General features: G+C 68.1%; 20 protein-coding genes and 1 tRNA gene. 3 read left to right on the top strand and 18 right to left on the bottom strand.

All coding sequences use genetic code 11. The features are described 5' to 3' along the window. Position 1: 1 nt before the first annotated feature. Positions 2 to 1,039, bottom strand: coding sequence for a Flp pilus assembly protein CpaB (gene cpaB / locus IEX50_RS04655; RefSeq protein WP_157175423.1), 1,038 nt, complete (start codon positions 1,037 to 1,039; stop codon positions 2 to 4). A gap of 42 nt (positions 1,040 to 1,081) precedes the next feature. Continuing rightward, positions 1,082 to 1,552 (bottom strand): A24 family peptidase, encoded by a 471-nt coding sequence (locus IEX50_RS04650; RefSeq protein WP_157175424.1) that lies wholly within the window; start codon positions 1,550 to 1,552, stop codon positions 1,082 to 1,084. 47 nt (positions 1,553 to 1,599) lie between these two features. Here IEX50_RS04650 and IEX50_RS04645 point away from each other — a divergent pair, with 47 nt between their 5' ends. Both IEX50_RS04645 and IEX50_RS04640 read left to right on the top strand, forming a co-directional pair. Then, complete coding sequence (locus IEX50_RS04645; RefSeq protein WP_157175425.1) at positions 1,600 to 2,514, top strand: alpha/beta hydrolase; 915 nt, start codon at positions 1,600 to 1,602, stop codon at positions 2,512 to 2,514. Further along, the gene (locus IEX50_RS04640; protein WP_157175426.1) at positions 2,511 to 3,602 is read left to right on the top strand and encodes an NAD(P)/FAD-dependent oxidoreductase; all 1,092 of its coding nucleotides are present in this window, start codon (positions 2,511 to 2,513) and stop codon (positions 3,600 to 3,602) included. The genes IEX50_RS04645 and IEX50_RS04640 overlap by 4 nt, the downstream gene beginning before the upstream one ends. A 212-nt stretch (positions 3,603 to 3,814) precedes the next feature. On the opposite strand, the gene rnhA is transcribed toward IEX50_RS04640, so the two are convergent. The 3 genes from rnhA to ispH are packed head-to-tail and all read right to left on the bottom strand — an operon-like array spanning position 3,815 to position 6,272. After that, on the bottom strand, positions 3,815 to 4,273 hold the full coding sequence (gene rnhA, locus IEX50_RS04635) for a ribonuclease HI (protein WP_157175427.1): 459 nt from the start codon (positions 4,271 to 4,273) through the stop codon (positions 3,815 to 3,817). After that, complete coding sequence (gene thrB, locus IEX50_RS04630) at positions 4,270 to 5,232, bottom strand: homoserine kinase (RefSeq protein ID WP_157175428.1); 963 nt, start codon at positions 5,230 to 5,232, stop codon at positions 4,270 to 4,272. The genes rnhA and thrB overlap by 4 nt, the downstream gene beginning before the upstream one ends. Positions 5,233 to 5,255: 23 nt before the next feature. Continuing rightward, a complete protein-coding gene (gene ispH / locus IEX50_RS04625; RefSeq protein WP_157175429.1) occupies positions 5,256 to 6,272 on the bottom strand; it encodes a 4-hydroxy-3-methylbut-2-enyl diphosphate reductase in 1,017 nt (338 codons plus the stop codon). Positions 6,273 to 6,359: 87 nt separating this feature from the next. Between ispH and IEX50_RS04620 the strand changes: the two genes are divergently transcribed. Beyond that, the gene (locus IEX50_RS04620) at positions 6,360 to 7,004 is read left to right on the top strand and encodes a hypothetical protein (RefSeq protein ID WP_229673651.1); all 645 of its coding nucleotides are present in this window, start codon (positions 6,360 to 6,362) and stop codon (positions 7,002 to 7,004) included. 275 nt (positions 7,005 to 7,279) lie between these two features. On the opposite strand, the gene IEX50_RS04615 is transcribed toward IEX50_RS04620, so the two are convergent. The 13 genes from IEX50_RS04615 to IEX50_RS04560 all read right to left on the bottom strand — a co-directional run bounded on the left by IEX50_RS04615 (position 7,280) and on the right by IEX50_RS04560 (position 24,324). After that, positions 7,280 to 8,038: a 3'-5' exonuclease gene (locus tag IEX50_RS04615; RefSeq protein WP_157175430.1), complete on the bottom strand. Its 759-nt coding sequence runs from the start codon at positions 8,036 to 8,038 to the stop codon at positions 7,280 to 7,282. After that, positions 8,035 to 9,117: a DNA polymerase IV gene (gene dinB, locus IEX50_RS04610; RefSeq protein WP_157175431.1), complete on the bottom strand. Its 1,083-nt coding sequence runs from the start codon at positions 9,115 to 9,117 to the stop codon at positions 8,035 to 8,037. Before dinB ends, IEX50_RS04615 begins: the two co-directional genes overlap by 4 nt. Then, the gene (locus IEX50_RS04605) at positions 9,114 to 10,046 is read right to left on the bottom strand and encodes a glutaminase (RefSeq protein ID WP_157175432.1); all 933 of its coding nucleotides are present in this window, start codon (positions 10,044 to 10,046) and stop codon (positions 9,114 to 9,116) included. Before IEX50_RS04605 ends, dinB begins: the two co-directional genes overlap by 4 nt. Before the next feature lie 34 nt (positions 10,047 to 10,080). Continuing rightward, a complete protein-coding gene (locus IEX50_RS04600) occupies positions 10,081 to 12,261 on the bottom strand; it encodes a putative bifunctional diguanylate cyclase/phosphodiesterase (protein ID WP_184075159.1) in 2,181 nt (726 codons plus the stop codon). A gap of 188 nt (positions 12,262 to 12,449) precedes the next feature. After that, positions 12,450 to 13,565, bottom strand: a complete 1,116-nt coding sequence (locus tag IEX50_RS17395) for a hypothetical protein (RefSeq protein ID WP_229673649.1) — start codon at positions 13,563 to 13,565, stop codon at positions 12,450 to 12,452. Positions 13,566 to 13,646: 81 nt separating this feature from the next. Next, entirely contained in the window at positions 13,647 to 15,215 is a 1,569-nt protein-coding gene (locus IEX50_RS17390; RefSeq protein ID WP_229673647.1) for a M14 family metallopeptidase, read from the bottom strand. Positions 15,216 to 15,274: 59 nt separating this feature from the next. Continuing rightward, entirely contained in the window at positions 15,275 to 16,549 is a 1,275-nt protein-coding gene (locus tag IEX50_RS04590; protein WP_229673645.1) for a M20/M25/M40 family metallo-hydrolase, read from the bottom strand. 29 nt (positions 16,550 to 16,578) lie between these two features. Next, positions 16,579 to 18,924, bottom strand: a complete 2,346-nt coding sequence (locus IEX50_RS04585; RefSeq protein WP_157175435.1) for a TonB-dependent receptor — start codon at positions 18,922 to 18,924, stop codon at positions 16,579 to 16,581. Between the two features lie 229 nt (positions 18,925 to 19,153). Continuing rightward, positions 19,154 to 20,062, bottom strand: coding sequence for a LysR family transcriptional regulator (locus IEX50_RS04580; protein ID WP_157175436.1), 909 nt, complete (start codon positions 20,060 to 20,062; stop codon positions 19,154 to 19,156). A 133-nt stretch (positions 20,063 to 20,195) separates the two neighbouring features. Then, complete coding sequence (locus IEX50_RS04575; protein WP_157175437.1) at positions 20,196 to 22,529, bottom strand: xanthine dehydrogenase family protein molybdopterin-binding subunit; 2,334 nt, start codon at positions 22,527 to 22,529, stop codon at positions 20,196 to 20,198. Then, positions 22,526 to 23,524 carry an FAD binding domain-containing protein gene (locus IEX50_RS04570; RefSeq protein WP_157175438.1) on the bottom strand — a complete coding sequence of 333 codons (999 nt, stop codon included), beginning with the start codon at positions 23,522 to 23,524 and terminating at the stop codon, positions 22,526 to 22,528. Before IEX50_RS04570 ends, IEX50_RS04575 begins: the two co-directional genes overlap by 4 nt. Next, positions 23,521 to 24,024, bottom strand: coding sequence for a 2Fe-2S iron-sulfur cluster-binding protein (locus IEX50_RS04565; RefSeq protein ID WP_157175439.1), 504 nt, complete (start codon positions 24,022 to 24,024; stop codon positions 23,521 to 23,523). Before IEX50_RS04565 ends, IEX50_RS04570 begins: the two co-directional genes overlap by 4 nt. A 224-nt stretch (positions 24,025 to 24,248) precedes the next feature. Further along, a tRNA-Lys gene (locus tag IEX50_RS04560) sits at positions 24,249 to 24,324 on the bottom strand. Between the last annotated feature and the right edge of the window lie 68 nt (positions 24,325 to 24,392).

Genomic DNA, 24,392 nt, shown 5'->3' with positions numbered 1-24,392 from the left:
CTTATTTCCCTCCTGCGGGAACGACGGTGATGGCGTTGCCGCGCGCGACGCGCACCATGGGGCCACCGGAGATGATCGGTGCGTCGCCCGTCGGGGCAGCGGCAACCATGACGGGCATCGACATGCCTGCCCCGGACGGTCCCGACCGGGGCGCGGGGCGCGGCACGGTCGAACGCTGGAACCGCGAGACGTCAGCACCGGTCGAATAGCTGGAGTCGCCCTCCTGCGGGCGGCTCGCGACCTCCAGCAGCATGCGGCGTTCCGCCTTCGGATCGGCGGAGTCGGGCACGTTGACCTCGCCCGCGGCGATGGCGCGTTCCAGTTCGGCGGTGTTGTCCGCGATCGAGCGGAGCGACAGCGACATCGTGCCGACCGTCTGCGCGACGGCCAGCTTCTCCGCGATCTTCGGCGTGGCTTCGACCGTGACGCTGGAGAAGGTGGACACGACCGACTTGCCTTCCTCGTTCACGGTGTTGTCGGTGCGCTGGTCGGTGGCGAGCACGCGGACGTTGCGCAGGATGGTTTCGGCGGCCTTCAACGGCTCGCCCTCGCCGCCGGCGACCGACTGCGTCAGGACCACGTCGACGCGGTCGCCCGGGAAGACGAAGCCGGCGACGCCCGCCGCGCTGTCGATCGCCAGCGTGACGGCGCGCATGCCCGGGCCGAGTGCCGCCGCCAGGAAGCCGCGATCGCCGGGCTTCACCAGCGACCCCTGCGTCACCGGCTGTCCGGCAGTGATTTCCGACCGGACGACGGTGCCCTGAAGCGCGGCGACATCGGTCTCGCCCTTCAGGAAGTAGGCTTTCTCGATCAGGTCCTTCGGCCATGCGGTGTAGCGGAAGCTTTCCGGGCCGATGATGGTGCCGACGGGCAGCGCGCGGGTCGCGACCAGGACTTCGGGCCCGACCGGCACGGCTTCGACGTTGGCGGCCTGTGCGCTGGGCGCGCCGCCGCCGGAGATCATCGACCGGACGGCAAAGGCGGAGATGCCTGCCATCAGCAATGCCCCGGTGAGCAGGCCAAGCTTCTTACCATCCATGTCGTCAACAGCCTCCTGAGCGGGTTAACCAACCCGACGTCCTTAATGGGCGAGGGTGCTTAAGATATCGTTTGCGATGATGCAGAGCGTCGCGGCGGCGATGGCGACGCCGTACGGCACCTCCGGCTGGCCCGGCTTTTTCGCCATGCGGTGGGCGAACAGCACGACGAGCGTCAGCACGCCGCCGATCAGCGCCATCAAGATCAGCATGGGCATGATCGCGCCGAACGGCAGCCAAAGGCCGACCGCGGCGACCAGCTTCACATCGCCGCCGCCCATCGCGCCGAGCGCGAAGAAGCCGGCGAAGACCGCGAACAGTGCGACCCCGACGGCGAGGTGCATCGCCATGTTCGGCCAGGGATCGACGCCGGTCGTCCACCACCAGAGCGGCGCGGCCAGCGCGATGGCGGCGTTGAGCGTGTTCGGGATGGTGCGCGTGCGGATGTCGCCCCACGCGGCGTAGAGCAGCGCGCCCGCGAACATGGTCAGCAGCAGGGCGGGCGATGTCGGCATGACCAAGGCCACTAGACGGACTTGCTTAGCAAACCGTAACGGGGCCCATGCCGACGCCGCCCTTCGATCGCCGCACGATCCCGCCGGGACTGTCTTTTGCGCCGTGGACCGCGCCGGACGGCTGGGTGCTGCGGCGCCTCCACTGGCCCGCGCCGGCGAACCGGGCGTGTCGCGGGCGGATGCTGTTCCAGACCGGGCGGGGGGATTTCGCGGAGAAATATCTCGAGACGATGGCGCACTGGCATGCGCGCGGGTGGGACATATCGGGGTTCGACTGGCGCGGGCAGGGTGGGTCGCAGCGGGCGGACGGCGAGGAGGCCGGTCTTGGCGCGATGCTGGACGATCTGCGCGCGTTCGCGGCGGAGTGGCGGCGGGCGGACGGAATGCGTCACGTCGCGGTCGGGCATTCGATGGGCGGGCACCTGTTGCTACGGTTGCTGGCGGAGGGTTTCGAGGTCGATCGGGCGGTGCTGGTCGCGCCGATGCTGGGGTTGAAGGCGGGCGGTCTGCCGGCGTCTGTGGCCGGCGCGATCGCGCGGACCGCCGTGACGCTGGGGCTGGGCGATCGGCTGATCGCGGCGCGGTCGGCGGGGACGATCGGGCGGCAGGGTCGGCTGACCGGCGATGGCGAACGCTATGCCGACGAGGCGCATTGGGTCGGGCTGTACCCGGCGTACCGCGTGCTGCCGCCGCGCTGGCGCTGGCTGGCGGAGGCTTATGCTTCGATCGCGCGGCTGGAGGCGGCGGGTGTGCTGGAGGCTGTTTGGGTGCCGACCCTTTTGATCGGGGCGGAGCGCGACCAGCTGGTCGATGCGCGGGCGATTCGAGCGGCGGCGGCGCGGATGCCGGCGGCGAGCCTAATGATGCGGGGCGATGCGGCGCACGAACTGCTGCGCGAGGTGGATGCAGTGCGCGACGCGGTGCTGGCGCGGATCGATGCGCATCTAGACGATCCGACATGATCCATGACGTCGCGATCGTGGGGGCCGGGATCGCGGGGGCGAGCCTGGCGAGCGAACTGGTCGGCGCGGGGCGGATCGTGCTGATCGAGGCGGAGTCGCAGCCGGGCTATCATGCCACGGGGCGGTCGGCGGCGTTCTGGACCGAGAGCTATGGTGGGCCGGCGGTGCAGCCGCTGACGACCGCGTCGCACGACTGGCTGGCGGCGGGCGGGTTCCTGACGCTGCGCGGGGCGGTGCATCTGGCCGGGCCGGGCGATGTGGGGCTGCTCGATGCAATGCTGGCGACGTTCGGGGATCGGGTCGGGCTGGACCGGCTGGACCGGGATGCGCTGGAGGGGCTGATCCCCGGACTTCGCGCGGGGCATGACCGGGCGTTGCTGGAGGCGAGCACATGCGACATCGATGTCGCGGCGCTGCATGCGGATTATCTGGCGCGCGGACGGCGGGGCGGGGTGGACCTGCTGTGCCATGCGCAGATCGTGGCGGCGGCGCGGCGGGGCGGGGTCTGGGATATCGCGTTGGCGGACGGGCGGCGGGTCGCCGCGCGGGTGCTAGTGAACGCGGCGGGGGCGTGGGCGGGGGCGGTCGCGGCGCTGGCGGGGGCGTCGCCGATCGCGATCGCGCCGTTGCGGCGGACGATGGTGCAGCTGGCGGTGTCGCCTGCGCCCGCGCCGACGCTGCCGCTGGTGATCGATATTGCCGGGCGGTTCTATCTGAAACCGGATGTGGGCGGGCGGTTGTGGCTGTCGCCACATGACGAGACGCCGACCCCGGCGGGCGATGTGGCGGCGGACGAGCTGGACGTCGCGGTGGCGATCGACCGGCTGGAGTGGGCCGTCGATTGGACGGTCGTGGCGCGCGAGCGGGCCTGGGCGGGGTTGCGGAGTTTCGCGCCGGATCGGGCGCCGGTTTATGGGTTTGATGCGCGGGCACCGGGGTTCTTCTGGTTCGCGGCGCAGGGCGGTTTCGGGATCCAGACTGCGCCTGCGGCGGCGATGGTTGGGGCTGCCTTGTTGACGGGTGGGGTATTGCCGGGGGCGGTGGCTGGAGTGGATGCGGAGCGCTATGCGCCTGGGCGGTTTGGGTGATGCTTCGGGCGTTGGCTTCTCGGCTACGCTCGAAGGGGCCCTCGACTTCGCTCGGGATGGGCGGTGTTTTTGATTGTTAGTCCCCACCTCCGTTCGGTTCGAGCTTGTCGAGAACTGCGCGAGTTCTCGACAGGCTCGAACCGAACGGGGTGGGGTGGGTTCTCGACAGGCTTGAACCGAACGGATTTTGGGGCAAGGGGGGGAGTGGTCCCCTACCGCCGTGCCGCCATCGCTGCGGTCGAGGCCAGCACGTCGGCGCGTTCGTTGTCGGGGTGGCCGGCGTGGCCCTTGACCCATTTCCATTCGATGCGGTGGCGGGCGGAGGCGGCGATGAGGTCCTGCCAGAGGTCGGCATTCTTGACGGGTTGGCGAGCCGACGTCTTCCAGCCGTTCTTCTGCCAGCCCTTGATCCACTTGGTCAGGCCATCCATCACGTAGCGGCTGTCGGTAGAGAGGACGACGTGGCACGGGCGGGTCAGCGCCTCCAGCCCGCGGATCGCGGCCATCAGTTCCATGCGGTTGTTGGTCGTCAGCGGCTCGCCGCCGGACAGCTCCTTTTCCTTGGCGCCGGCGCGGATCAGGACGCCCCAGCCGCCGGGGCCGGGGTTGCCCTTGCAGGCGCCGTCGGTGGCGACCTCGACGGTGGTGAGGGCTGCGTCGTCGGTCGTCATAGCGGGAAGAGTTCTTTCATCGGGCGGTCGCGATAGGCGTCCATGCGGCGGACGAAGGCGGCGGGATCCTTGCGCGTGACCAGCGCATCGGCCGGCGTGTTGAGCCAGTCCCACGCGCGGGTGAGCGCGAAGCGGAGCGATGCGCCGCGCGCCAGGACGGGGAGCGCGGCGCGTTCGGCGTCGGACAGTCCGAAGGTTTCGGCATAGCCCGCCAGCAGTGCCGCAGCGCGGTCGGGGTGGAAGGTGCTGCCGTCCGCGTCGAAGCACCAGCTGGCGTGGGTGATCGCGACGTCGAGCACGCGGATGTCGGCGCAGGCGAAGTAGAAATCGATGATGCCGGTGACCGCGTCGCCCAACATCAAGACGTTGTCGGGGAACAGATCGGCGTGGATGACCGAGACGGGCAGGTCGTGCGGCCAGTGCGCGTCGAGATAGGCGCGTTCGTCGGCCACGCGCGCGGCGAGGCCCGGTGCGACGCGGTCGAGATCGGGGCCGCAGCGGTCGGCGAGCGCGTTCCAGCCGGTGATGCCGAGCGCGTTGGGGCGGCGGGGGGCGAAATCGCGCAGGCCGGCGTGCAGCGACCCGAGTGCCGCGCCCGCCGAGCGGGTCTGCGCCGCGGTCGGGTGGGTGACCGAGACGCCGGTCAGATATTCGATCAGGCAGGCCGGGCGCCCGGCGACGGTCTGGACCTGCACGCCCGCCCGGTCGCGGATCGCGCGCGGCACGGGCAGGCCGCGGTCGGCGAGGTGGTCGAGCAGGGTGAGGAAGAAGGGCAGGTCGGCGACGTCGACGCGCCCTTCGTACAGCGTCAGGATGTAGCGGCCGGTGGTGGTGTCCACGAGGAAATTGCTGTTCTCGACCCCCTCGGCAATGCCCTTCGCCGAGACGAGCGTGCCGGCGTCGTAGCGCGCGAGCAGGAGGGCCAGCTCCTCGGCGGAGACGGGGGTGAATACGGCCATGGCGGGTCTTTCGGTCGGTGGCGTCAGGCGGCTTCGAGGCTGCGCGGCAGCTTGAACACCATCGTTTCCTCGACGCTTTCGACTTCCTGCTCCTCGACGGCGAAGCGCGTCGCGAGGTGGTTCACGACTTCACGCACCAGGATTTCCGGCGCGGAGGCTCCGGCGGTGATGCCGAGCGTGCGGACGCCGGCGAGCCAGTCGAAATCGATTTCGGTCGCGCGCTGGATCAGTTTCGCCTTGGTGCCGCCGCGTGCCGCGACCTCGACCAGCCGGAGCGAGTTGGACGAGTTGGGCGCGCCGATGACCAGCATCGCGTCGCACTGTGGCCCGATCGCCTTCACCGCGGCCTGGCGGTTCGACGTGGCGTAGCAGATGTCCTCACCCTTCGGCCCCAGGATCGACGGGAAGCGGCGACGCAGGATCTCGATGACCTCCGCGGTATCGTCGACCGACAGCGTCGTCTGCGTCAGGAAGGCGAGGTTTTCGGGATCGGCGGGGGCGAGCAGTTCGGCGTCGCCGGCGGTTTCGATCAGCGTCATGCCGCCCGGCGGAACCTGACCGAACGTGCCGATCGCCTCCGGATGGCCGCCATGGCCGATGAACAGGATGTGGCGGCCCATGTCGACGAGGCGTTCGGCCTGGCGGTGGACCTTTGACACCAGCGGGCAGGTCGCGTCGAGATAGTAGAGGCCACGCGCCGCGGCGTCGGCGGGCACCGATTTGGGTACGCCGTGCGCGGAGAACACGACGGGGACGCCGTCCGGCACCTCGTCCAGTTCCTCCACGAAGACCGCGCCCTTGGCCTTCAGCGAATCCACGACGAACTTGTTGTGGACGATTTCGTGGCGGACATAAACCGGCGCGCCATGTTTCTCGATCGCCAGTTCGACGATGCGGATCGCGCGATCGACCCCGGCGCAGAAGCCGCGGGGCGCCGCGATCAGCAGCGTCAGTGGGGGGAGCGCCGACGCGGCGGCGGGGAGCACCGGGCCTTCGGCGCCTGGAGCATTGGGGATGGCGGCGGGAAACGGATCGGACATGGCGCATGCTTTACGCGATTGCTTGCCTGTCCGGAAGCCGGTTCCTATGATCGCGGTCTACACCCTCCCGTGTTTCGGAGTGACGCCTTGCGCCTGTTGACCCCCGTATTGATCGGCGCCGTCGCGGCCGTATCGCTCTCCGCCTGCTCGTCCGCGGGTGAATTCGACGAAACCGGCGGCGTGCGGATCACGCGGTCCGCCTGCCCCGCGGTCGCGGTGCCGACTTATACGGGCGACATCACGCTGTTCAATCCGCCCGCCAGCCGGGACGCGCGCGCGATCGACGTGACCGCGACGATCACCAATCTGAAGTCGACCTGTAGCGGTCCGACCGACCCGATCACCACGAACGCGACGTTCGACGTGCAGGCGCGGCGTGCAACCGCCGGGCCAGCGCGCGACGTGGTGCTGCCCTATTTCGCCACGGTGATGCGTGGTGGCACGGTGGTAGTGTCCAAGCAGGTGCAGCAGGTGACGCTGCGCTTTGCCGAGGGTCAGTTACGGGCGAGCGCGGTCGGCACCGCGGGGGCTAGCGTGAAGGCGGCGGCGGCGACGCTACCGGCGGATATCCTGGAGAAAGTCACGCGGCGGCGGAAGCCGACCGATGCGGATGCTTCGATCGATCCGATGAACGATCCGGCGACGCGGGCGGCGGTTGCGCGGGCGAGCTTCGAGTTGCTGGTGGGGTTCCAGATGACCGAGGATCAGCTGCGGTATAACGCTACTCGGTGAGGGGTTTGGGGTTTGGCTAGTCACGGGACTAGCACCCCACCCCGTCCATGCCGAGCGAAGTCGAGGTACGCTTCCCCCCGAGCGCAGCCGAGGGGTGCTGTTGGCTTCTCGACTTCGCTCGAAGGGTCCCTCGACTTCGCTCGGGATGGGCGGGATTTGGGTTTCTGACCCCATTCCCCACCCCGTTTGGTTCGAGCCTGTCGAGAACTCTGCGCGGAGTTCTCGACAGGCTCGAACCAAACGGGGTGGGGGTTTGGGGATCGGGTAAGCGGGCGCTAGAACAGTTCGGACTGGTCCGGGCTTGCCGCCATCGCAGCCTCAGGCTCGCCCGTGCGGCGGCGTTGTTCGAATTGGGCGGAGTACCGAACGTCTTCGTCGCGGTCGTTGGCGAAGCGGGTGAGGGCTTCGGCGTCGACGAGGGTCCAGGCGGTGCCGCGCAAGGGGCCGGCGGGGACGCGGGGGAGGAGGCCGGGGAGGGCGCTCCATTCGAGCAGGGTTTCGACCGGCGTGGTGCGGAGCATGTCGCGCAGGTGGTGCGCGGTGACGTAGGCGTCCGGGAAGGCGCGGTGGACGGGGAGGCCGCGGTCGCGGTCGAGTCCCTCGGGCTTGCGCCAGTAGCGCAGGACCTGGTTGGAGAAGGACGGGCTGCCCGGCCAGAGCCGCAGCGCGCATTTCCAGGTGCAGATCCAGGACGCGTTGCCGGACAACGCGGGCGTGCAGTAACGTTGTTCGAAGCTGGCGCGGTGGGCGGCGAGCGCGACGGCGTCGCTGCGCAGGACAGTGGGCGCGATGTCGGGCCAGTAGGGCGCGTCGGCGACGTCCTCGTCGATGATGTGGTGGACGGCCTGCGTCACCGGCGGGATGAGGCGGCCGGGGTTGACGAGGTGCGCGCCGTCCGCGCCGCCGATCTGCCAGATGCCGTCGTCGCCCAGCACGACGTCCTGCCAGCCGATTTCGCAGACCGCGTGGGCGGGCGGGCGCGATCCGGTGGTTTCGAGGTCGACGACGCGAATGAAGGTGCCGGGCGCCGTCATAGCAGCAGCCCCGTCACGCCGACCGGTTCGCGTTCGCATAGTGCGGACAGAGTGACGCCGAGTAGCCGGACGCCCTTTGGCACCGGCAGCAGATCGCGGAGCAGGCCGCGTGCGATATCGTCGAGCACGGGGCGGGTGGCGACCGGGTGGAGGCTGCTGCGCGCGCGGGTGATCTGGTGGAAATCCTGATATTTGACCTTCAACGTCACGGTCCTTCCGGCGGCATCCGATCGCGCGATCCGTTCCCACACCGCGTCGAGCACCGGATCGAGTGCCGCGAACAGGCCGTCATCGTTGCTGATGTCGGCGGAAAAGGTCCGTTCCGCGCCGATCGACTTGCGGATGCGGTTGAAACGCACGGGGCGGTCGTCCAGCCCGGCGGCGGCGCGGAGATAATAGTCGGCCGCCTTGCCGAACCGCGTGCGGAGCCAGTCCGCCGGGCGGGTGAGTAGGTCCGCGCCGGTCAGGATGCCATGTTCGGTCATCTTGGCCGCGGTGACCGGGCCGATGCCGTGGAACCGGCCGATCGGGAGGGCTGCGGCGAAGCGCGGGCCGGCGGACGGCGGGATGACGCAGATGCCGTCAGGCTTGTTCTGGTCCGACGCGACCTTTGCCAGGAACTTGTTGTACGACACGCCGGCCGATGCGGTGAGCCCGGTTTCGGCGTGGATTGCGGCGCGGATCGCCTCCGCCACATCGCGCGCGGAGGGCACGCCGGTGACGTCGAGATAGGCCTCGTCCAGCGAGAGCGGTTCGATGCGGTCGGTGTGGCGGCGGAAGATGGTGTGAATCTGGTCGCTGACCGACTTGTAGACGTCGAACCGGGGGCGGACGAACAACAGATCGGGGCATTTGCGGCGTGCGGTGACCGATGCCATGGCGGAGCGCACGCCGTAGCGCCGCGCTTCGTAACTGGCCGCCACGACGACGCCGCGTTCGCGCGATCCGCCGACCGCGACGGGCTTGCCGCGCAGCGCGGGGTCGTCGCGCTGTTCGACCGAGGCGAAGAAGGCGTCCATGTCGACATGGATGATCTTGCGGGTGAGGTCCGGGCCGCCGTCCGTGGTGGGTTCGGTCATGCGGTCACCGGATCGAAGATCGACCAGCCGAGCGCGGCCGAGACGCGTTCGAGTGCGAGCGTGCCGAGCTGTGAATTGCCCTGTGCGTTCAGGCCGGGCGACCAGACCGCGATCGATCCGCGGCCGGGCGCGACCGCCAGAATGCCGCCGCCGACGCCGGACTTGCCGGGCAGGCCGACGCGGAAGGCGAAGTCGCCCGACGCATCGTAATGCCCGCATGTCAGCATGATCGCGTTGATCCGGCGCGCGCGTTGCGGCGTGACGATCCGCCCCGCGCCGGGGGAGCGGCCGCCGAGCATCAGGTAGCGCCCGGCGAGCGCAAGCTGGCGGCAGGACATGGCGATCGCGCACTGGTGGAAATAGGTGCCGAGCACGGCATCGACGGGTTGTTGCAGGTTGCCGAAGCTGCGGATGTAGTTGGCGAGCGCGGCGTTGCGGAAACCCTGTTCCTGCTCCGATCGCGCGACGGTTTCGTCGACGACGATGTCGTTGTCGTCCGCCAGCCCGCGGACGAAGCGCAGGATTTCGCCGATCGCTTCGCGTGGGCTATGGCCGGCGAGGTGGACGTCGGTGCAGACCAGCGCGCCCGCGTTGATGAACGGGTTGCGCGGGATGCCTTCTTCGCGTTCCAGCTGAACGATGGAGTTGAACGCGCTGCCCGACGGTTCTCGGCCGACGCGCGACCAGAGCGCGTCGCCGACCTTGCCGAGCGCGAGCGTCAGCGCGAAGACCTTGGAGATGCTCTGGATCGAGAAGGGCAGGTCCGCATCGCCCGCCACGTGGCAGCTGCCGTCCGCGGTGCAGAGCGCGATGCCGAACCTGGCCGGATCGACGGAGCCAAGGCTGGGGATATAGTCGGCGACGCGGCCACGGTCCGTGACCGTGCGCATGTCCGCGGCGATGTCCGCCAGAAGATCGTCATACGGCATGGCCGGACGGTGATACGCGCCCCGCCGCAGCGGGTCAAATCGGGAACAGAGCCCGGATCGGTCGCCGTTCGTGGCGCGTGATGAAACGGTTCAGAATGTCCATCGCGGTCATGGGGCGGCCGTAGAGATAGCCCTGCCCCTCGTCGCAGCCAAGTGCGGCGAGCGCGCGTTCCTGCGGACCGTTCTCGATCCCCTCGGCGATCACGCGCAGGCCGAGCCGGTGGCCGATCGCGATCACACCCTCGACGATGGCGGCGTTGTGATCGTCCGTTACGAGATCGGTGACGAACGACTTGTCGATCTTGAGCCGTGAGAGCGGGAAGCGCTTAAGCGTGGTGAGCGAGGCGAAACCGGTGCCGAAATCGTCGAACGCGATCGCGACGCCGGCGGCATGGAGCGCGCGCAACGGTTCGAGATCGCCGTCATGGCGCAGCGCGATCGTCTCGGTGATCTCCAGTTCCAGGTCGCTCGGTTCCAGGCCGTGGCGGGCGAGGGCCGCGCGGACGATGGTTTCGATGTTGCCGGCTCGGATTTGCGCGGCGAACAGGTTTACGCTGACCCGTTCGATGCAGAGGCCGCGCGCGCGCCAGTCGGCGAGCTGTGCGCAGGCGCGGTCGATGACCCAGGTGCCGACCTCGAACGCGGCGGCGTGCATTTCGAGCAGCGGGAGGAAGGCACCGGGGAGCAGCAGGCCGCGTTCCGGGTGGCGCCAGCGCAGCAACGCCTCCGTGCCGATCAGACGGCCGTCGGGCAACGCGACCTGCGGCTGGTACAGCAATTCCCATTCGCCGTTCTTGGCCGCGCGGCCGATCTCGATCTTGAACGCGCGGTTGGCGGCGAGGTCCGCGCCCATCCCGTTGTCGAAGATGCAGAAGGCGCGCCCGCCGTCGCGTTTCGACCGGAACAGCGCAAGGTCGGCCCGGATCATCAGTTCGTCCACGTCGGTCGCGTGGATCGGCGCGGCCGCGATGCCGATGCTGACCCCGACCTGCAGTTGATGCTGCGCGATGGTGATCGGATCGCGCAGCACGTGCAGGATCGTCCGCGCGACATCGGCGGCATGGACGAGGCCAAGGTCGCCGCGCAGCAGGACCGCAAATTCGTCGCCGCCGATACGGCCGAGCGCGGCGTCGCCGGCAATGGCGGACGACAGCCGCAGCGACAGCGCCTGGAGGAAGGCATCGCCCACCGCGTGACCGAACGCGTCGTTCACCTCCTTGAACGTGTCCAGATCAAGCGCGAGGACGGTCGCGCGGCCGTTTTCGGCCAATGCGCGTTCCACGCCGTCCATGAAGCCGCGGCGGTTGAGGAGCCCGGTCAGTTCGTCATGATGGGCGAGATGCTGCAACCGCGCCTCCCTCGCGCGGCGGACCGAGATGTCGAGGATGTGCGCGCCGAAGCCGACCCCGGTGGCGGTCTTCCAGAAGGACAGCGTCATTTCGATCGGGAATTCGTGGCCGTCGCGGTGGAGCGCCTGCACCTCGACCGTCTTGCCGGCCAGCGTCGGACTGCCGCCTTGGGCGAGGCGCGACACGCCGTGCAGATGCGCTTCGCGGAACCGTTCGGGCATGATCATCGTCAGGTTGCCGCCGATCGCATCCCGCGCGGGATGGCCGAACAACGCCTCGGCCGCCGGGTTCCAGAAGCTGATATGACCTTCATGGTCGGCGGTGATCACCGCCATGGTGGTGGTTTCGACAAAGCGTTGCGCCGCGCTGCCGCTCAACTGGTTGCGGCGGATGTCGAGCGCGCTGGCCGCAATCGTGGCGAGCCGGGCGAGCAGCGCGCGATCATTTTCGGAGAAGTCATGATGCGCCTGCGTGTCCAGGATGCACACCGTGCCGATCCGCACGCCGTCCTGCCCGAACAGGGCGGTGCCGGCGTAGAAACGCAGCGCGGAGGGGCCATGAACGAACGGGTTTGCGCGGTAACGGTCGTCCATCGACAGGTCCGGCACGACCTGCACCAAGTCGCTCCAGAGCGTTTCGTTGCAGAACGACAGCGCGCGTGGCATCGTTTCGCTGTCAATACCGAAGCGGCCGATGAACAGCTGATCCTCGCGCCCCGTGATCGAGACGAGGCAGACGGGCACGTCGAACAGCTCCGCACCCAGCGCGGCGAGATGATCGAACAGCGGGGCGACGGGCGTCCCCTCCAGGCGATAGCTCGCCGCGCAGTCCAGACGGTTCGTCTCGTCCATGGACCGGACGAACAATGCTGCAGATGTCGTCGGACTATTCATGGCACCGGGATGGGCGGTCAGGTGTTGCCAGAATGTGAACGTTTGGATCGTTTGTCTAAACGTAGATCAGCTAAAGACTAAATATTTCTCATCAGAAGGGTCGGACGAACGAGCCAGGATCTCCAATATTGTTACAACGACTTTACAGGTAACGCAGTTCACTACGGTTTTGTGGTACCGCTACCGTAGAGTAAGCCGTTGAACAGAAACTTGAAAGTCGCATAGGGCTGGCCATGCTGTGTGACCTCCGGCCCCATCAGCAAAATCTTGCCCTTGCCGACCGAGGCATCGACGACGCCCGCCGTACCGTTGAGCGCGCGCTGGCCCCAGGCCCAGCCGGAGACGAGCGGATCGTCCTGCGCGAACCAGCTGACGCGGCGTGCGGCGGAGGTGTCGCCGGCGCCGGCGAAGACCGGATTATTGTTGTAGAACAGGTTTATGCGCGCCGGCATGCCGTAGGCGAGCGGTACGGTCGGATCGACCATCGCGGTCAGGATCGACCCGGGCACGTAGAACTGCGTGGTCGACAGTTTCTTGCCGCCGGGCGCGAGCGCATTGGTGACCGGCACGCCGAGCGCGGGGCCGAGTCGCGACGCATCACCGATGGTGATGACGGTACCGCCCGCGCGGGCGAAGGCCGCGACCTGTGGCAGCGTCTTCTCCTCCGTGATGCGGCCGAGCCAGGGGCGATATTGCGCGGGCAGGGTGGCGGCGGCGGGTTGGGGGCGGTCGGGGCGGCCCTCTCGCCCCAGCACGTCGCTCTGAAACACCAGCGCGTCGTAGCGGCGGTTCAGGCCGCCCTTGTCGAGTTCCTGCGGGAACACCCTGGTATAGGGAAACTCATATTGTTCGAGGATCCAGCGCGTCCAGCCGGACGCCATCGATCCGCCATAGAGATCGACGAGGCCGATCCGCACGGGCTTCACTGCGATCGCGTCGCCGGTCGGGCGGGCGGTCATGCCAGAGGCGTCGAGGCCCAGTTCGGTGACCGCGGCGGTGACGATGGCGCGCGCCTTGGGCGAGGCCGGGATCCAGAGCGCGCCGGGGGCGAGCGTCCGGCCCGCGACGGCGGTCGGGGCGGTCATCCACTGCACCGGCAGGCGCGCCTTCAGCAGACGGTTGGTGAGCGTGAAGCTGTTGTTGATCGCGTGATCGACGACCCAGCCGGCGGTGTCCGCGCCGATCAACGCGCCGGGCGGCGGGCCGGCGAAGACGTCAGGCACGATCGGGAAGGCGGGCGGCGGCGTGTCGAGCACGCGATCGAACGCGACGTTCATCTGGAGCGCGAGCGTGTAGCCGGTGATGTCGTAGGGCCGGATCGGCGGGCCACCGGGATAGGCGAAGTCCTGCGGATGATCCTACGGCTCGAACATGTCGAGCACGTGCGGGCGATAGGCCTGATCGGTGCGGACGACGAAGCTGCCCGCCTTGTAGGTCTTGCCGCCGAAATCGAAGTCGGTGGGCGCGCGCTGGACCTCGACGCCGGTTTTCATGAGCGAATTGAGGAACTTGACGGTGGTCGGCATGTCTGCCTGACCGTCCGCGGGGATAATGTAGGCGCGTGGGGCGCGCAGCGCGGGATCGTGCAGGACCGAGGCGTAGAGCGCAGTCGGGACGACGTCGCGGCTGTTGTAGCCGACGAGGTCGTCGAGCGCACCAGGCGGCCGGGCCTTGGCCAGCTTTGCGCCTTCCGCCTTCAGCGCGTCGATCCGCTTGGGCGTGACGATCCATTCGTCGCGGCTGCCCTTGGCGATCTGGTTCCGGCCCATGACGTAGCGATTGTAGAGCACGGTTTCCCGGTAGCGCGAGGCATAGTCCAGGATCGCGCGGTTCATTTCCTTCACATAATCAATCGATTGCTGGAAATGCCAAGGCTGCGGCGCGATCGGCAGGACCTCGTCCTGGCGCGCCAACTGGTTGGCGGGGACCAGCGGAATCTCCATCGGGGTCGGGTTGCCGATGATCTCCGTCAGGATGCCGATGACGTTGTGGAAATAGCCGACGGTGCGGACGCCGCCATTGAACCAGGTGGAATAGGGTGCGCCGGAGCGCATGACCCAGCCGCCCTTGCCCTGCGCCACCAGCCGGGCGTGCATCATTTCGCCGACGACGTCGGTCTGGTTGATGACGAGCGGTTCGTTGTTGAAGTTGTAGGGATCGCGGAACGGCGGGATGAAGACGACGGTGCCGATCGGCCCGGTCTGGTGCTGGTTGTACAGGATCTGCGGGAACCAGTCGCGATATCCGGCGCGGTTCATGTTGGTGGTTTCAGGCTGGTTCGACGCGAAGCTGTCGCGGTTGTTATCGTGGCCGATATACTTCTGGTAAAGGACGGGGATCGATTCCGTCGTGACCTTCTTCGGGTCGCGCATGTACCAGTCGGCGACGAGTTCGAGCCCGTCGGGGTTGGCGAAGACGAACAGCATGATGTCGTCGCCCAGCAGGCGGAGCGTTTCCGGATCGTTGCGGGTCAGCATCTCGTGGATAATCTGGACGTGCGTCTGCGCGTTCACGACCTCCGTCGCGTGCAGGCCGGCATCCATCCAGACGACGGCCTTGCCCTCCGCCGCCAGCGCCTTGGCCTGATCGTCGGTCATGTCCTTGGCCAGCGCCAGCCGCTTGGCGATGTCGCGGTAATGATTGAGCCGGGCGATGTTATCGGGCGCGGAGACGACCGCCATATACTGGTCGCGGCCCTCCGCGGTCTTGCCGATGCTGACGAGTTTCATCCGGTCGGTCTGGCCCGCCACCAGGTTCAGCCATTTCGAGATTGCCGTATAGTCGGCCAGGAAATAGTCCGCGCCGGGCCGGCCGCCGACGACGGTTTCGGGTGCCGTGATGATGCGCGCGGTGGCGGGCGCGTCGGCCGCGTGCGCGGGGGCGGCCAGGGCAGCGAGCATGGTGGTGGCGAGCAGCAGATGGCGCATGTCCGGTGTCCTGTCTTGTCGGGGATCGGCGGCCGCGGGGTACGGCCGCCGCCGTCGCATCAGCGCGCGCCGGCGAGCATCAGCACGGTCGCTAGCCCCAGCGCCATGCTGTCCACATTCTTCGGCTTGTCGAGCGTCAGCCCTTCGTCGAGCGAGTGGGAGCGGAAGCTTTCGAACCCGGAACCGAGCGTCAGCGCCTCGATGCCGAGGCTCATCGGGATGTTGGAGTCGGTCGATCCGGCGCCGTAGCGCGGGGTGAGGCCGCCGGCCTGCGCGACGGCGGTCGCGATGCGGTGGATGTCGGTGGTCTTGGCCGTTGACCCGACCGGGCGGTCACCGACCAGCTTGGCGTCGAAGCTGATCTTGCCGGCGGTCGTGTCGCGCGCCGCATTCTCGGCGGCCACCGCGCGCGGCAGGATGGCGCGGAAGGTCTGTTCCTCCGCGGCCAGTTCCGCCTTGCCGTTCGATCGCATGTCGATCGTCATCGCGGTTTCAAACGGGATCGAATTGACCGAGGTGCCGCCCTCGACGATGCCGACATTGTAGACGGTGCGCGGCTCCTTCGGCACCTGCATCTTGCCGAATTCGACCATCGCGGCGGCCATCGCATAGGCCGGGTTGACGGTACCGAACGCGCCCATCGAATGGCCGCCGGGCCCCTTGAACGTCACCTTGTAGCGCCGCGACCCGGTGCCGGCATCGGTGATCCGCCCGGCAAGGCCGGGTTCGAACGAGATGAACGCCTTCACCCGGTCCTTCATCGGGCCCTTGGTGAAGAGATACCGCATGCCGCGCAGGTCGCCCGGGCCTTCCTCCCCGACATTGCCCATGAAGACGATGTCGGACGTGGTGGTGAACTTGGCGGCATCCATCGCGCGGACGAAGGTGAGCAGGACGGGCAGGCTCATCGTATCGTCGCCGACGCCGGGGGCGTAGAGCTTGTTGCCCTCCCGCCGGACCTTCGTGACGGTGCCTTCGGGGAACACCGTGTCCATGTGCGCTGAGATGACGATCAGCGGGCCGCCGCCGGTGCCCTTGCGGATGCCGTAGGTGTTGCCCTCCGCATCGGTGGTGACGTCGGTCAGGCCGACCGCCTTCAGCATGTCGGAATAGGCGGCGGCGCGGGTCGCTTCCTTGAAGGGCGGGGCGGGGATCTCGGTCAGCTTGACGATATCGGCGACGACAGTGTCGTAGTCGGCGTCGATCTTGGCCTTGGCCGCCTTGAACTTCGGGCTGGCGAGCAGCGCCTTGGCGGTCGCGTCATAGTCGGCGGCATTGGCACCCGCGGCAGGGAGCGCGAGGGCGGCGGCGAGGGCGAGGAGGGGGTGGTTCACAGCGAAAGTCCTTCTGGAAAGGCGGGGCATCAGCGGAAGCTCTTGCGCATGTTGAGGCCGACGGTGCGCGGGCGGGCGCTGACAAAGGTATCCGACACGCCGGTCGCGGAACTGACCCGGTTGATGCCGAGTTCGTCGAAGACGTTGTTGACGAACAGGAAGACGCCGAAGTCGCCGGTTTCCATGCCGACCCTGGCGTTCACGATGCTGAACTTGCCGACCTCGCGGTAGAAGGCGTTGGTCGGGCGCAGTTCGGTGTTCATCTTGCCGGTGTAGGTATAGTCGGTACGCGCATAACCTTCAAAATTGCCGAACAGCGGCCAGCGATATTCGGCACCGGCCGACGCGGTCATGCGCGGGACGTAGGTGAGCTTGTCCCCCTCCAGCCCGGCCGCGACGACGAAGCCCGTGTCGTCGACCTGGTCCGCATCGAGCCGGGCATTGTTGTAGTTGAACGAGCCGTTGAGCGAGAGCCCGGCGAATGGGTTGGCGGTTGCTTCGACCTCCAGCCCCTCCACCGTTACGCCGGCGAGGTTGTAGATGAAGGAGAAGTTGCCGCCGCCGGTCTGCAGCGTGGAGACCGAGGTCTGCACGTCCTTCCAGTCGGTGCGGTAGGCGGTGACGTTGAGTGTCGCGTGCCGATCGAACAGCGATGTCTTGACGCCGACTTCGTAGTTCCAGAGCGAGTCCGGCTTATAGACGAGATATTCCGTCGGCAGGTTGGGGATGTTGTTCGCGCCGCCGGGGCGGAAGCCCTGCGCGGCATTGGCATAGAGCAGGACGTTGCGCGACAGCCGGAAGTCGAGGTTGAACTTCTTGACCCAGCCCTTGGCGTTGGCGGTCGTCTCCTCGTACGCGCGTGGTTCCTGGCCGTTGAAGAAGTTGTAGCCGAGATATTCGCCGCCGACCGTCTTCTTGAAGTCGTAATGGCGCAGGCCGATCGTCGCGGTCAGCGGTTCGAGGATGCGATAGCTGCCTTCGCCGAAGAACGCGGTCTGCTTGACCTTGCTGGTGACGTAGCGGCCGCCGAGATTTTCGGTCGGCTGGCGCTGTTCACCGGTCGCGGCGTCACCCGGGAACACGATGGTGTCGACGCGGTCGTTGCGGTCTTCCAAAAACGCGCCGACGGTGTACGAGAAGGGGCCGGTCCCGTTCGACGAGACGCGCAGTTCGTTGGTGAAGTTCTTGACGAAACGCGGCTGGAACGCGCCGATCGGCTGCTTCGACTGGGCATAGTCCTGATAGGCGGCACGTTGCGCGGCATTGCAGGTGGTGGTGTTCACGCCGGTCTGGATCCGCGTGTAGAGCGGGCACCAGGTGTTGCGCGAGATGACGTTCGCGTAGGACCGGACGTTGTCGTTCGTCGACTCGACCTTCCATTTATACCAGGAGGTGATCGCGGTGACGGTGGCGAAGCCCAGGTCGAACCGGCCGGTGCCGTTGTAGAGCTGCAGCTTGTCGTACCACGGCTGGAACACCTGCGCGTCGTTCTGATAGGGCCCAAGCGTGGAGGTCCATTGCGAGGTGCCGCCGATCCGCTGCGTCTGGATGAGCGCGGTGCCGACGATCGAGATGTCCTCGTTGGGCGTCAGGCCGAGCATGAAGCGGCCGCCTTCGAAATTGGCGCGGTTCACGTCGCTGCGCGGCAGCGTGGTATAGTCGACGAAGCCGCCGCTGCGTTCGCGGTAGAGGACGGCGCGGGCGGCGAGCTTGTCCGCGATCAGCGGCACGTTGACCGCACCCTTGGCGAAGAAGCCGAGCGATCCGTTGCGCGTGTCGGAAATCTGGAGTTCGGTCGCCCCTTCGTAGCGCGTCGCGTCGGGTTGCTTGAACAGGACGCGCAGCGTGCCGCCCATCGAACCGGAGCCGTAGAGCGTCCCCTGCGGCCCGCGCAGCACCTCGACCCGTTCCACATCGAACAGGTTCAGGTTGGGGGTATTGCCGCCGGGATCCGAGCTGACGCCCGACGGGCCGGTGAGCGGGGTTTCGCCGTAGTAGAGCCCGACGGTAGATTCGCCGGCCGCCTGGACGCCGCGGATCGATACGCGCGTGCGGCCGGAATCGCTTTCGGTCAGCTGGAGGCCGGGGACCTGGCGGATGATGTCGGCGATCGTCGTGGCGCCGAGATTGGCGAGCCCCTTGTCGCCGAGCGCGGTGATCGCGATCGGGATCGTCTGCACCGTTGCGGCGCGTTTCAGCGCAGTCACGACGATTTCGCCGGACTCGCCCCGCGATGCGCCGATGGTGTTCGGATCGCTATGCGCGGTGGTGGCATCGGCGGGCGGTGCGGTCTCGGCGGCCTGCTGGGCCGGCGCCGGCGTGGCGATCGACATCGCGGCGCCGAGCAGCAGCTGCGTACGGAGTAGAGCAATCATGACGGCGGCCCCCCTGGGCTTACGTCCATTCCGGCGAGATGCCGCGCTTGGCACGCATGCATCGATTATGTCCCCCGACACGGAATAGAGATTTGTTTATGTCCCCGCCTCTCCCGTGATCGTCACTATATGTCGCCTCTTCGAAATCGCGCGGTATAATTTATGACATGTCCCGATCATTTCGGATGCAGGTCATAGCTTTTAGGCATGGCCCCGCGCGGGTGCGCCGTCAGGCCGGGGTGGCGCCCGGACTGCCCGCGGCGGGGACGAGGATCTGGCGGACGAGATCGAGGAAGCTGCGCGTCAGGCGCGACAGCGGAAGTTCGGCCATGTGCAGCGCATTCAGGTCGAACGTGACGACCGGATCGAGCGGCAGGAAGCAGAGGTGGGGCGTGGCGAGGCCGCGCGCGGTAAATTCGTCGATGATCGCGACGCCCGCCCCCTCCCGCGCCAGCGCACCGGCGACATAGACCGTGCGGACCGTGATGACGCGGCGACGCGACGGCCGGTCCGCGAGCAACGGTGCGGCGAGGCCGGCGATCGCGACGCTGGGCGCCAGGCTGATGACGTCATGGTCGCGCAGCATGTCGCGGTCGATCCGGTCGTGCGCGCCGGGGATCAGGTCGCGCCGGAACAGCGCGCCGAGCCGCCCGGTGCCGAGCGGGACGGCGGTGATCCCGGGATCGCGTAGCAGGTGATGGCCGATCACGAAATCGCAGTTGCGCGCGGTGAGCGCCGTGCGGAACGTGTCGTGATGGATCGTGCTGATGTCGAAGCCGACGCGCGGGGCCACCGCGCCGAACCGGGCGATCGCCTCCGGCACCACGGAGAGCGCGAGCGAGGGCAGCACGCCGATCCGGATGATCCCTTCGGTACTGGATTTCAGGTTGCGCGCGGTCTGCTGGAACAGGCCGATCCGGGTGGCGAGCTCGTCCGCCTTGCCGAACAGGATATGCGCTTCCTCGGTCGCGACCAACCGCCCGCGGACGAGCTGGAACAGGCTGAAGCCGAGGCGGTCTTCTGTGTGCTTCAGGATCTTGCTGACCGAGGGTTGCGAGACGTTCAGGATCCGGGCGGCGGCGCTGACCGACTTGCTGGAATAAACGGCGTGGAAAACCTCGATCTGACGTGAATTCATGGTCGCGCCCGCTGATGGAGTCCGACGGCAATGTCGGGTCCAAGGTCCGGCGATCGACCTACCCTGTCAAGGCGTGTTGCGGACCGGCAACAGCGACCGTGGCTGGCCCGCAACGGCAGTCTGGCGTGCGGGCCTAGAGCAGCTTGTCGAGTGTGATCGGCAGATCGCGGACGCGGCGGCCGGTGGCGTTGTGGACCGCGTTGGCGACCGCGGCGGCGACGCCGGTGATGCCGATTTCGCCGATGCCGTGCGCGCCCATCGGGGTGTGCGGATCGGCGATGTCGGTCCAGATCACGTCGATGTCGGGCACATCGGCATGCACGGGCAAGTGATATTCGGCCAGGCTGGGGTTCATGATCCGGCCGTTGCGCTCGTCGAACTGCGTCTCCTCCATCAGCGCCATGCCGAGGCCCATGATGATGCCGCCGCGAAACTGGCTGCGCGCGGTCTTGTGGTTGAGGATGCGGCCGGTGTCGAACGAGCCGAGGAAGCGCGCGATGCGGGTTTCACCGGTGACCGCGTTGACGCGCGCCTCGCAGAACATCGCGCCGTAGGAGTGCATCGACCAGTGCATCTGTTCGAGCGGGGGCGATGCCTGTTCGGCCACGACGACGGTGTCGCGCTGCGCCCGGCCGAGGATCGACGCGTAGCTTTCGCGGCGGGTGGCGTCGTCGATCCGGGTCAGGCCGCCATCCTCGCTGCCGACCTCGTCGGGTGACAGGCCGGCGAGCGGCGAGTCGTTGCCGGCGAGCTTGAGCAGTTCGGCCACCAGCGCGCGGTGCGCGGCGATGACCGCCGCGCCGATCGCCGCGGTCTGTTGCGATCCGCCGGCCATGATCGTGCCGGGGATGATCGAGTCGCCGTAGCGCACCGTAATCCGCTCGATCGGCAGGCCGAGCCGTTCGGCGGCGACCATCGCGGTGGTGGTGGTGGTGCCCATGCCCATCTCGTGCGCGGCGACCTCGATCAGTGCCTCCCCGTCGCGGGTCAGCGTGATGCGCGCGGCGGCGCCGGGCATGCGGTAATAGGGGTAGGTCGCGGCAGCACAGCCGAAGCCGACGAGCCATTCGCCCTCGCGCCGCGACCCCGGCACCGCAGGCCGCGCGTCCCAGCCGAACCGTTCCGCCCCGGCGCGCCATGCGGCGACGAGGTGGCGCGAGGAGAAGGGCAGGCCGGACAGCGGATCCTTGGTCGGTTCGTTGCGGATGCGCAGCGCGATCGGGTCGATGCCGAGTTCGTCGGCGAGTTCGTCAATCGCCGATTCAAGCGCGAACGTGCCGACGGATTCGCCGGGCGCGCGCATGAAGGTGTTGGCCATCATGTTCATCGTGACGGTGTCGACCGACAGCTTGAAACTGTCCGCGGCATAGCCGGAGCGCGTGCCGAGGATGAACGGTTCGGGCATGTTGTTGTGCGGCGTCATCGCGACGGTGCCGTCGTGGATCAGCGCGGTGAAGCGGCCGTCCGGCTCCGCGCCGAGTGCGACGCGCTGCTCGGTCAGCGTGCGGCCGCCGACGATGCGGTAGACGCCCTCGCGCGACAGCGCGATCCGGACCGGGCGACCGGCGACGCGCGCCGCGGCGGCACCCAGGATCTGGTGATCCCAGAGCCCCTTTGCCCCGAACCCGCCGCCCACATAGGGCGAGATCACGCGGACCTGATCGGCCGCGATCCCGAAAATGTCGGCGACTGTCGCCGCCTCGCTGCTCACCATCTGCGTTGTGTCGTGGAGGAGCAGAGTGTCGCCGTCCCATGCGATCGTCGCGGCATGCGGTTCGATCGCGTTGTGCGCGTGGCGCGGGGTGCGGTATGTCCGGTCAATCGAGTGCGGCGCCTTGGCGAGCGCCGCTTCGGCATCACCGACGATGTTTTCCAGCGGTTGCCCGAAGAACAGGCCGCGCTCCTTGCCTTTCGCCTTGGCATCGGCGAACGCGGTGACCGACGGCTCGGCTGCGTAGCCGACCGCGATCAACGATGCTGCGTGATCGGCCTGGTCCTGCGTCTCGGCCAACACCAGGGCGACGGGCTGGCCGTTCCAGTGGATGGAGTCGTCCTGCATCACCGGCAGGTTGCTCGCACCGCAGGCGGTGGCTGAGGTGCCGAACAACGCGGGCGCGTTCATCTGCGGCGCGTTGCGGTGGGTCATGACGAGCACGACGCCGGGGGCCGCCTCCGCCGCGGTCGTGTCGAGCGTGGCGATCCGGCCACGGGCGATCGTCGAGAAGACGAGCGCGGCGTAGGTCAGGTTGTCGAGCGGGACTTCGGCGGCGAACCGTGCCGCGCCGCGGACTTTGAGCGGGCCGTCGAGCCGCGACACTTCCGTGCCGATCAGGCCGTGCTGGTGACGGATCAGCGGATCGGGCGTACCGCCGGGGATCCAGCTGTCGGGCGCGAGCGGCACGAGCTTGGACATGACGCCCTGCACGACGCCTTGCGCTGCGGACTTTGCGGTGTCGACGATGCTCATGCTGCTTCTCCGTCGGGGCCGGCGAGTTCGGTCAGCACGGCGACGATCGTGCGCCGGGCGAGTTCGATCTTGAAGCCGTTGTCGCTGAGCGGGCGGGCGTCGGCCAGCTCCGCGTCGGCCGCATCGCGGTAGGATTGCGCGGTGGCGGGTGCGCCGCGCAGTGCCGCCTCCGCCTTCCAGGCGCGCCACGGGCGGTGGGCGACGCCGCCGAGCGCGAGCCGCACGTCGCGGACGCGGCCATCCTGCACGTCGAGTGCTGCGGCGACCGAGACGAGCGCGAAGGCGTAGCTCGCCCGGTCGCGGACCTTGCGGTAGGTCGATTGCGCGCTGAACGGGAGTGCCGGCAGTTCGACCGCGACGATCAGGTCGCCCGGTTCCAGCACGGTGTCATATTCGGGGGTTTCGCCCGGCGTGCGGTGAAGATCGGTGAACGCGATCGTGCGCGCCCCGCCCAAGCTGCGAATATGCACCGTGGCGTCGAGCGCGGCGAGCGCCACGCACATGTCCGACGGATTGGTCGCGACGCATTCCGGCGAGGCATCAAGGATCGCGTGGATGCGGTTGAACCCGTCGATCGCGTCGCAGCCGGCACCGGGGTCGCGCTTGTTGCAGCGCGATCCGGCGGTGTCGTAGAAATAGGTGCAGCGCGTGCGTTGCAGGATGTTGCCGCCGACCGTCGCCATGTTGCGGATCTGCGCCGATGCGCCGCCCAGGATTGCGCGGGACAGCAACGGGTAGCGCGTCCGCACCGCCAGATGACCGGCGAGCGCGGTGTTGCGGACCGCGGCCCCGATCAGGAGGCCGCCCGTGTCCGTTTCGGTGATCTCGTCCGACAGGCCGCTGACGTCGACCAGGCTGTCCGGCCGCGCGACCGTCTCGCGCATCAGATCGACTAGGTTGGTGCCGCCGCCGAGAAAGGCCGCGGTGCCGCCCGCGGTGACCAGGGCCACGGCATCGGCCGCATCGTCGGCGCGGGCATAGCGAAACGGGTTCATGCCGCGACCTCCGTATTATATTCGCTGATCGCGTCGATGATGCCGTTATGCGCGCCGCAGCGGCAGAGATTGCCGCTCATCCGCTCCTGCAACTCCGCACGAGTCAGCACGACGTCGGCGCTCAGGTCCTCGCTGACGTGACTGGGGATGCCGCGCTTCGCCTCGGCCGCCATGCCAATCGCGGAGCAGATCTGGCCGGGGGTGCAGTAGCCGCACTGGAACCCGTCATGCACGACGAACGCCTGTTGCAACGGATGGAGCGCGCCGTCCTCGGCCAGCCCCTCGATCGTGGTGACGTGCCGGCCGTCATACTGCACCGCGAGCGCGAGGCAGGACAGGATGCGATCGCCGTCGACCAGAACGGTGCAGGCCCCGCACGCGCCCTGGTTGCAGCCCTTCTTTGTGCCGGGCAGCGACAGCGTGTCGCGCAGCAGATCGAGCAGCGAGGTCCGCGGATCGGCCGGCAAGGCGGCCGGTGAGCCATTGATGATGATCGACATCGCAATCTCCTGCGCGGGCCCGCCATACATGCGGCGGGATCGGTCTGTAGGTCAGCATCATAGCATGCGCGCGCCATGCGCGTCAGTCGATGACGATGATTTGATTGCGCTATGTAGCGGCCGCGCGGTTGCAATGTGATGACGATGCGGGCGGCATCACGCACCCGCCGATCCGGTGCCGCGCGAGCGGACCAGATCGAATGGGAGACGTATTTTATAATGAATGGTGGACGCACTTGGGCTCGAACCAAGGACCCGCTGATTAAGAGTCAGCTGCTCTACCAACTGAGCTATGCGTCCGGAGCGGCGGCGACCCGGGGGCCGTCCTTGCTGCGGGGTGCCGATTAGCAAAGGGTCGGTGTCCCTGC

Origin of the sequence: Sphingomonas prati (assembly GCF_014643515.1) — a bacterium.
Classification (GTDB): Bacteria; Pseudomonadota; Alphaproteobacteria; order Sphingomonadales; family Sphingomonadaceae; genus Sphingomonas_R; species Sphingomonas_R prati.
Note: the sequence above shows the minus strand (reverse complement) of the source record. Positions and strands in the feature narration are given on the sequence as shown.

Coding starts and splice junctions, on each gene's coding strand:
- cpaB (WP_157175423.1), bottom strand. CDS start 1,039: ATGGATGGTAAGAAGCTTGGCCTGCTCACCGGGGCATTGCTGATGGCA.
- IEX50_RS04650 (WP_157175424.1), bottom strand. CDS start 1,552: ATGCCGACATCGCCCGCCCTGCTGCTGACCATGTTCGCGGGCGCGCTG.
- IEX50_RS04645 (WP_157175425.1), top strand. CDS start 1,600: ATGCCGACGCCGCCCTTCGATCGCCGCACGATCCCGCCGGGACTGTCT.
- IEX50_RS04640 (WP_157175426.1), top strand. CDS start 2,511: ATGATCCATGACGTCGCGATCGTGGGGGCCGGGATCGCGGGGGCGAGC.
- rnhA (WP_157175427.1), bottom strand. CDS start 4,273: ATGACGACCGACGACGCAGCCCTCACCACCGTCGAGGTCGCCACCGAC.
- thrB (WP_157175428.1), bottom strand. CDS start 5,232: ATGGCCGTATTCACCCCCGTCTCCGCCGAGGAGCTGGCCCTCCTGCTC.
- ispH (WP_157175429.1), bottom strand. CDS start 6,272: ATGTCCGATCCGTTTCCCGCCGCCATCCCCAATGCTCCAGGCGCCGAA.
- IEX50_RS04615 (WP_157175430.1), bottom strand. CDS start 8,038: ATGACGGCGCCCGGCACCTTCATTCGCGTCGTCGACCTCGAAACCACC.
- dinB (WP_157175431.1), bottom strand. CDS start 9,117: ATGACCGAACCCACCACGGACGGCGGCCCGGACCTCACCCGCAAGATC.
- IEX50_RS04605 (WP_157175432.1), bottom strand. CDS start 10,046: ATGCCGTATGACGATCTTCTGGCGGACATCGCCGCGGACATGCGCACG.
- IEX50_RS17395 (WP_229673649.1), bottom strand. CDS start 13,565: ATGAACGTCGCGTTCGATCGCGTGCTCGACACGCCGCCGCCCGCCTTC.
- IEX50_RS17390 (WP_229673647.1), bottom strand. CDS start 15,215: ATGCGCCATCTGCTGCTCGCCACCACCATGCTCGCTGCCCTGGCCGCC.
- IEX50_RS04585 (WP_157175435.1), bottom strand. CDS start 18,924: ATGATTGCTCTACTCCGTACGCAGCTGCTGCTCGGCGCCGCGATGTCG.
- IEX50_RS04580 (WP_157175436.1), bottom strand. CDS start 20,062: ATGAATTCACGTCAGATCGAGGTTTTCCACGCCGTTTATTCCAGCAAG.
- IEX50_RS04575 (WP_157175437.1), bottom strand. CDS start 22,529: ATGAGCATCGTCGACACCGCAAAGTCCGCAGCGCAAGGCGTCGTGCAG.
- IEX50_RS04570 (WP_157175438.1), bottom strand. CDS start 23,524: ATGAACCCGTTTCGCTATGCCCGCGCCGACGATGCGGCCGATGCCGTG.
- IEX50_RS04565 (WP_157175439.1), bottom strand. CDS start 24,024: ATGTCGATCATCATCAATGGCTCACCGGCCGCCTTGCCGGCCGATCCG.